Consider the following 6,970-nt stretch of genomic DNA (forward strand, 5'->3'; position numbering starts at 1 on the left):
ATGCCCGAGGAGTTTTTCGGGTTGCCGTTACATCCACTAGTCGTGCACGCAGTCGTGGTGCTTATCCCGCTCACCTCGCTGGGTCTCATCGTGATGGCTTCCAGTGGCAAGCGGTCGCAGCGGTACGCGCCGGCGGTCGTGCTCATAGCCAGTGTTGCTGCGGTATCGGCTTTCGCGGCCAAACAAAGCGGCGAGCAACTGCTGCAGAGTCGCGGCCCGGTGCAAGCCCAGCACTACGACTATGGTCATTGGCTGCCGTGGGCTGCCTTGGGCCTGTTGGCCTTGGTGGTGTTGCTGGTACTGATGGACCGCAACAGTGACGGCAACCGGCAGCCCATCGGTCGAGTGTTTGCGGTGGTGTGCGTGGTGGCTGCCATCGGTGCTGTCGCATTGACCGTCCTCACTGGTCACTCCGGGGCAGAACTCGTTTGGGGCTAGTTCAGTTCGCTCCGCACCGACCCCAACAGTCGGCGGAAAGACGCCAGTCGTTCTGCTCCTGCCGGGCCCGCGCCGTCAGCTGCTACCCAGTCGTCCAATGCGCAGTGCGGTGGCAGGTGATCGCAGCCACGGGGGCATTGCTCGGCACCGTCTGCCAACTCACCGAAGGCGGCCAGGATCCGACCGGGGTCGATGTGACCCAATCCGAAACTGCGTAGTCCCGGAGTATCAATGATCCAGCCACCGCCGGGCAGTGGCAGTCCCACGGCTGAAGTGGAGGTATGCCGCCCTCGACCGGTGACTGCGTTCACCTGACCGATTTCTCGCTCTGCGCCAGGAACTAGCCGATTCACTAGCGTGGATTTACCGACACCGGACTGCCCGATAAGTACCGAGATTCGACCAGCCAGCCGTTGCACTAGATCGGTAACTGGACCGTCCTGTCGAACCCGAATGAGCTCCACGCCGAGGGCGCGGTACCCGGTGGCTAGTTCTTCTCCCGACGCTAGATCGGTCTTGGTCACGATCAGCAGCGGCATCAGATCCGCATCGAGGGCGGCAACTAAGCACCGGTCGATGAACCCTTCTCGAGGCGCGGGATCCGCGGCTGCGGTCACGATGCCCAGTACTTGCGCGTTGGCTACGACCACTCGGTCTGTGGGATCGGAATCGTCGGGGGTGCGGCGCAGTGCGGTAGTGCGCGGTTCCAATCGAATGATGCGGGCCAGCGTTCCGGTGGCGCCCGACGTGTCGCCGGTAACGCCGACACGATCACCGACCACGATGCCGCGGCGGCCCAGTTCGCGAGCTCGTACCGCCGACACCCGGCTGTCGTCGTCGGACAGCACTACGCCGTAGCGACCGCGGTCTATTGCCACCACGAAGCCAGGGCGCGCTTCATGGTGCGCTGGCCGATCTTTGCTGCGTGGCCGTGACTTCCGGCTCGATGGCCGGATCTTGACGTCATCCTCGGTGTACTCCCGGGGCACGAGGCTAAAGCCTCCCCGCAGCCTCAGCCGCTGGGTTCACTAATGTTCGCCAGACCTGCGGAAATTCAGCGAAGGTCTTGCTGGTCGTCTCGATGTCCTCGACCAACACCTTGGGCGTGACCAGACCAATGATCGCTCCGGCGGTAGCCATGCGATGGTCCCGATAGGTGGCCCACGAGCCGCCATGTAGCGGTCGCGGATTGATCAGTAGTTCATCGGAGGTGGCGCTGACATCGCCCCCCAAGCCATTGATCTCGGCAGCAAGTGCTGCGAGTCGATCGGTCTCATGGCCTGTGATGTGACCGATTCCAGTCAGTTTGGAGGGAGCGTCGGCCACAGCACAGACTGCCGCCACCGTGGGGACAAGTTCGCCGATGTCGCGCATATCTAGGTTGATGCCACGAACTCGACCGGTACCCCGAACTAGTAGCCCGTCCGCAACCGATTCAGTGGTGGCTCCCAACTGCCCCAGCAGTTCGATCACCTCGTTACCTGGCTGCAAATTGTCCGCTGGCCAGTCTGCGATAACGATTTCCCCACCGGTCACCAGTGCCGCAACTGCTAGTGGCAGGGCGTTGGACAGGTCCGGTTCCACCACGCGATCCAGTGCTCGCAGTGGCCCTGGCATGACCGTCCAGTCGGCTCGGTGTCGGTCCTGCAGGCTTTCCGATACCTCGACCCCGTGTTGGGCCAGCATCTTGCAGGTCATCCGGATGTGGGGGAGTGAGGGGACTTTGCCACCCCGGTGCCGTACCTGAACACCGTTGCTGAAATTCGCCCCGCTGAGTAACAAGGCGGTGACGAACTGACTACTTGCCGCGGAGTCGATGTCAACGGTGCCGCCTGCCACCTCACCGTGGCCGATCACAGTGAAAGGCAGCGAGCCACGACCACCATCATCGATTTCGATCCCCAAGCGAGTCAACGCAGTCAACATCGCCGTCATTGGGCGAGTTCTTGCCTCGGCGTCGCCGTCGAAACGAACCTCGCCATTGGCGAGACCCGCGATAGGTGGCAAGAAACGCATCACGGTGCCGGCAAGACCGCATGCCACCGTGGCTGGTGCGGAGATCGGGCGCGGAGTTACCCGTACTGCCCGTTTCGCCGGATCCGACAGTTGCTCAATCCCGAAACCCAAGGCCCGCAGGGCAGCGATCATTAGCTTAATGTCTCGCGCCTGCAGCGGCAGCCCCGAGATAGTGCTCTCGTCGTCCGCCAGGCAACTCAGTAGCAGCGCTCGATTGGCCACCGACTTCGATCCGGGGACCTGAACGGTTCCGCGAACCGGGTCGGTAGCCACAGGAGCGGGCCACATTTTTGGAGGCATGCTCAGAGGGTATCCGGGTGGGTGGCTATCGTGCCGGGATGGAGGATGCCTTCTTTGTGCCGCTTGCCGAGCGGCGCTATCGACCCACTGACCGCGTGCGCGGCCCCTGGTCTGCTGACCACATGCACGGCGGACCGCCCAGTGCCCTGCTGGCCCACGAGATGTCTGCGGCCGCGCAGGCGGCCGGTTTCGTTGGCCCGGCCTTGCTATCTCGAATCACGGTGGAGTTGTTATCGCCGATTCCGATGGCAGACGTTGACGTGACCGCCACGGTGGAACGACCAGGAAGACAGGTCTCGCTGCTATCGGCAACACTGGCCGTCGATTCCGTCCCGGTGGCGCTTGCTCGAGCCTGGCTCATCCGGCTCACCGAGTTGGAACTGCCTTACCGCGATGCCGGTCCGGTTCCCGGTGAGGGTCGGCCTGGGCTGCCCGAAGGTTGGGGCGGTGGCTACATCGATTCAGTGGAATGGCGGTGGGTGGCTGGTGCCATGGATCAGCCGGGACCGGCGACTGTATGGGCCCGTCCGCGAGTTCCCCTAGTCGTGGGCCGCGAGCTGAGCGGCGAGGAACGAGCGCTGTTGGTCGCCGATTCGGGCAGTGGTGCTTCGTCAGTGCTAAATCTGCGGGAATTCTTGTTCCTGAATACCGAGCTCAGCGTGCACTTGTTTCGACCACCGCAGGGGGAGCGAATCCTGCTGGCGTCCGAAACGAAGCTCGATTCCGGTGGCATTGGTTTAGCCGCGACCGAGTTAGCCGACGATACCGGAATGATCGGTCGGGGTGCGCAAACCCTGTTTGTAGCGCCCAGGGTTACGGAGCATCGCTGATGGCGCGTAATCGAGGAGGCCGGACTCGCAGTAGTTTTCGCGCCCGATAACCGACGAATGCTGGCCTAGGCATCTTGGAAAGTGATAGACATCACCCCGACTTTGGCGGTCGCAGGAGTATCGGGCATCCTAGAGTCAATGCGATCCGCCCCGCCCGGCTGGGACTTCATCCCGTCGCGGACCGCCCCGCCGGGCTACCGAGTGAGGGCGTGCCTGCGAGATACGGAGTGAAGATGAGCGTGCCGGGTCTGGATAACTCCCCGACTAAGAACAAGAAGCTTCTTGAATGGGTCGAGGAGGTTGCCGCGCTGGCGAAGCCAGATCGCGTCGAGTGGTGCGATGGCTCTCAAGAAGAATGGGATCGACTCACCCAGTTGCTCGTGGACGGTGGCACCTTCATCCCGCTGAATCAGGAGAAGCGTCCCAACTCCTTCCTCGCCCGCTCGAATCCGTCTGACGTTGCTCGGGTAGAGGACCGGACCTACATCTGCTCCACTCGCGAAGAGGACGCTGGTCCCACCAATAACTGGATGGATCCGGCCAAGATGCGTGGCATCCTCAACGGCCTCTTCGACGGCTGTATGCGTGGTCGGACCATGTACGTCATCCCGTTCTGCATGGGCCCGCTGGGATCGCGAATCTCACAGCTCGGTGTTGAGATCAGCGACTCACCATACGTCGTAGCCAACATGCGGATCATGACCCGAATGGGTACCGCTGCTTTGGAGCAGTTGGGCGAAGACGGTGACTTCGTGCCTGCGCTGCACACCGTCGGGTACCCGTTGGTGGATGAGAATGGCGAGTCCCGCGAGGACGTTGCCTGGCCGTGCAGTGATACCAAGTACATCGTTCACTTCCCAGAGTCTCGCGAAATCTGGTCCTACGGTTCTGGCTACGGCGGCAATGCGCTGCTGGGCAAGAAGTGCTTCGCGCTGCGGATCGCCTCTGCCATGGCTCGCGACGAAGGCTGGATGGCAGAGCACATGCTGGTGTTGAAACTGACCGCCCCAGATGGCGACGTCAAGTACATCACCGCAGCGTTCCCGTCCGCTTGTGGCAAGACCAATCTGGCCATGTTGGAGCCCAGCGTTCCCGGCTGGAAGGTGGAGACAGTTGGCGACGACATCGCTTGGATGCGATTCGGTGCCGACGGGCGTCTCTACGCCATCAACCCGGAGGCTGGCTTCTTCGGCGTTGCGCCGGGAACTGGTGACAAGACCAATGCGAACGCGGTGAAATCGCTGTGGGGCAACTCCATCTTCACCAACGTCGCCCTCACCGATGATGGCGATGTCTGGTGGGAGGGTCTCACTGAAGAGCCGCCCGCTCACCTCATCGACTGGAAAGGCAACGACTGGACAGCGGATAGTGACGCCCCGTCCAGCCATCCCAACGCTCGCTTCACCGCTCCCGCCGAGCAGTGTCCGTCAATCGCTCCCAACTGGGAAGATCCCGCAGGAGTCCCGATTTCGGCCATCTTGTTCGGTGGTCGGCGTGCGACGAACGTACCGCTGGTCAATGAAGCTCGTGACTGGCAGCACGGTGTCTTCCTGGGATCGTCTATTGCCTCAGAGCAGACCGCTGCGGCAGAGGGCACCGTTGGTGAACTTCGCCGGGACCCGTTTGCGATGCTGCCGTTCTGCGGTTACAACATGGCGGACTACTGGGGTCACTGGCTCAAGATCGGCAACATGACCGACGAGGACAAACTGCCGAAGATCTACCAGGTGAACTGGTTCCGCAAGGACGAAGACGGCAAGTTCATCTGGCCGGGCTTCGGCGAGAACTCCCGAGTGCTGTCCTGGATCGTGGAGCGAGTCGAGGGTCGGGTCGACGCTGACGAGACTCCGATTGGCAACCGCCCGCAGGAAGGTGACCTCTACGTCGAGGGTTTGACCCTGTCAGATGCTGAGCTCGCCGAGTTGTTCGAGGTGGACCCGCAGTCGTGGCTGGCGGAGTGCGACCTCACCGAGGAATACTTCGCCAAGTTCGGTGACAAGGTTCCGCAGCAGCTGCGAGACGAACTCGCCGTGCTGCGCGAGCGGTTGACTGCCGCTCAGGGCTAGTCGCAAGGGCAGCGCCTAGCGAGAGTTGGCAGGACCAGTCAGCCGATGTGGTGGTTGACGCTGTTGAGGTCGTTGACCGGCTGATTGCCTTGTCGCAGCGAACGCCAGGAAACTACAACGGCGTAGCCGAGCCATAGTGCGACGCCGATGAATTTGAGGCTGTCTTCCGTCGGTCCGGCCCAGACTGGCTTGAGCCCGAAAGCGTCGGCTGCGGTGTCGAAGCACACCGATCCGGCCAGAAAGATCACCGCGGCGGAGAACAAGAGTGGCGAATGCCGCTGCAACATCGCCCATTGCGTCACGACAAAACCGATGAACACCATGCCGTAACCGACGACGTAGACGCTTTGGCCGCCGAAGGGCAGCATTGGGATATACCACTCGTGCAGTAGAAACTGGTCGTCCACAGCTAGCAGTAGGCTCCACGCGCCGAAGAACAACAGAAACCGCGATTCCGTTCGTGCATGATTGGCCCGAGCTACGGCACCCGCCAACAAGGTCAGCGCGGCCGCGGCAGTCCACGACATGATGCTCAGGGAGGAGACGGCGCTGCTGAGCGGATTGGCGTTAGCTACCGAAGTTGCATCGGCAAAGAGTTTCCACGGCTCCATCCCGGTCTGCACCGCCAAAGCCAGCAGCAGGGCGAGGAAGGTGAGCGCACCTGCCAGAACCAGCGCGATGATCTTGACGTCACGATGGGCAGATGAAGGTTGTCTTGTCTTGAGCAAAGATCTGATGGCCAAAGCGCATCTCCTGTCTGGCCGGTTGTTCGTGATGGGTGGAATACCGAGGCGTCAACGAGAGCGGCCTAATAGAGAATAGCGCGACATGGCGGAAAAGCTTCCTGCTCACCGCGCAGGATGTCTAGGCTGCGGGTGTGGATTTCTTCGCAACTGCTCTGTCCATTGTGGTGGCATATGGCTCACTGATTGTGGTCGCTTGGGGCTTTGTGGATGCCTACGGCTACAGCAAGGAAGATTTCAAAGTGGTGAATCGGATGCCGCGGCTGATCTGGTTGATGATTCTGCTGGTCAGTTTTGCATTACTGGTCTTCGGTATTGGTGGCAGCATCATCCGAGAACCATTGAGTCTTGGTGGCCTTACCTGGCTGGCCGTGATGATCGCCACGGGCGTTTACTTCTATGATCAGCGGCCCAAGTTGCGCGGCGTGCGTGCAGGTCGGTTGAACACCTAACCCGACTCGTCTGCGGCACGGACCTCCAGCGATTACCTAGTAACAGGGCTTCGGCGCGCGAAAGCGCAATGAAGCGATCACGCAATGAACCAATCAAGAAATGAGGAAGCCCCCGGCCACTGGCC

The 6,970-nt window shown here is 61.6% G+C and carries 7 protein-coding genes; 4 read left to right on the forward strand and 3 right to left on the reverse strand.

Annotated elements, in window-relative coordinates:
- On the forward strand, nt 1-438 hold the full coding sequence (locus K0U62_04100; protein ID MCH9800704.1) for a hypothetical protein: 438 nt from the start codon (nt 1-3) through the stop codon (nt 436-438).
- Here K0U62_04100 and rsgA read toward each other — a convergent pair.
- On the reverse strand, nt 435-1,448 hold the full coding sequence (gene rsgA, locus K0U62_04105) for a ribosome small subunit-dependent GTPase A (GenBank protein ID MCH9800705.1): 1,014 nt from the start codon (nt 1,446-1,448) through the stop codon (nt 435-437). The genes K0U62_04100 and rsgA overlap by 4 nt on opposite strands.
- Nucleotides 1,432-2,754, reverse strand: coding sequence for a 3-phosphoshikimate 1-carboxyvinyltransferase (aroA, locus tag K0U62_04110; protein ID MCH9800706.1), 1,323 nt, complete (start codon nt 2,752-2,754; stop codon nt 1,432-1,434). Before aroA ends, rsgA begins: the two co-directional genes overlap by 17 nt.
- Nucleotides 2,755-2,792: 38 nt before the next feature.
- Here aroA and K0U62_04115 point away from each other — a divergent pair, with 38 nt between their 5' ends.
- Together K0U62_04115 and K0U62_04120 are read left to right on the forward strand one after the other, a co-directional pair.
- Nucleotides 2,793-3,584 (forward strand): thioesterase family protein, encoded by a 792-nt coding sequence (locus tag K0U62_04115; GenBank protein MCH9800707.1) that lies wholly within the window; start codon nt 2,793-2,795, stop codon nt 3,582-3,584.
- Between the two features lie 233 nt (nt 3,585-3,817).
- On the forward strand, nt 3,818-5,650 hold the full coding sequence (locus K0U62_04120; protein ID MCH9800708.1) for a phosphoenolpyruvate carboxykinase (GTP): 1,833 nt from the start codon (nt 3,818-3,820) through the stop codon (nt 5,648-5,650).
- Between the two features lie 38 nt (nt 5,651-5,688).
- On the opposite strand, the gene K0U62_04125 is transcribed toward K0U62_04120, so the two are convergent.
- Entirely contained in the window at nt 5,689-6,393 is a 705-nt protein-coding gene (locus tag K0U62_04125; protein ID MCH9800709.1) for a hypothetical protein, read from the reverse strand.
- A gap of 134 nt (nt 6,394-6,527) precedes the next feature.
- Between K0U62_04125 and K0U62_04130 the strand changes: the two genes are divergently transcribed.
- Complete coding sequence (locus K0U62_04130) at nt 6,528-6,845, forward strand: DUF2516 family protein (protein MCH9800710.1); 318 nt, start codon at nt 6,528-6,530, stop codon at nt 6,843-6,845.
- Nucleotides 6,846-6,970 lie beyond the last annotated feature (125 nt).

This window comes from Actinomycetes bacterium (assembly GCA_022599915.1).
In the GTDB taxonomy this organism is placed as follows: Bacteria; Actinomycetota; Actinomycetes; order S36-B12.

What these genes read in the sequence shown, in the direction of transcription:
- K0U62_04115 (MCH9800707.1), top strand. Translation starts at nt 2,793, where the DNA reads ATGGAGGATGCCTTCTTTGTGCCGCTTGCCGAGCGGCGCTATCGACCC.
- K0U62_04100 (MCH9800704.1), top strand. Translation starts at nt 1, where the DNA reads ATGCCCGAGGAGTTTTTCGGGTTGCCGTTACATCCACTAGTCGTGCAC.
- aroA (MCH9800706.1), bottom strand. Translation starts at nt 2,754, where the DNA reads ATGCCTCCAAAAATGTGGCCCGCTCCTGTGGCTACCGACCCGGTTCGC.
- K0U62_04120 (MCH9800708.1), top strand. Translation starts at nt 3,818, where the DNA reads ATGAGCGTGCCGGGTCTGGATAACTCCCCGACTAAGAACAAGAAGCTT.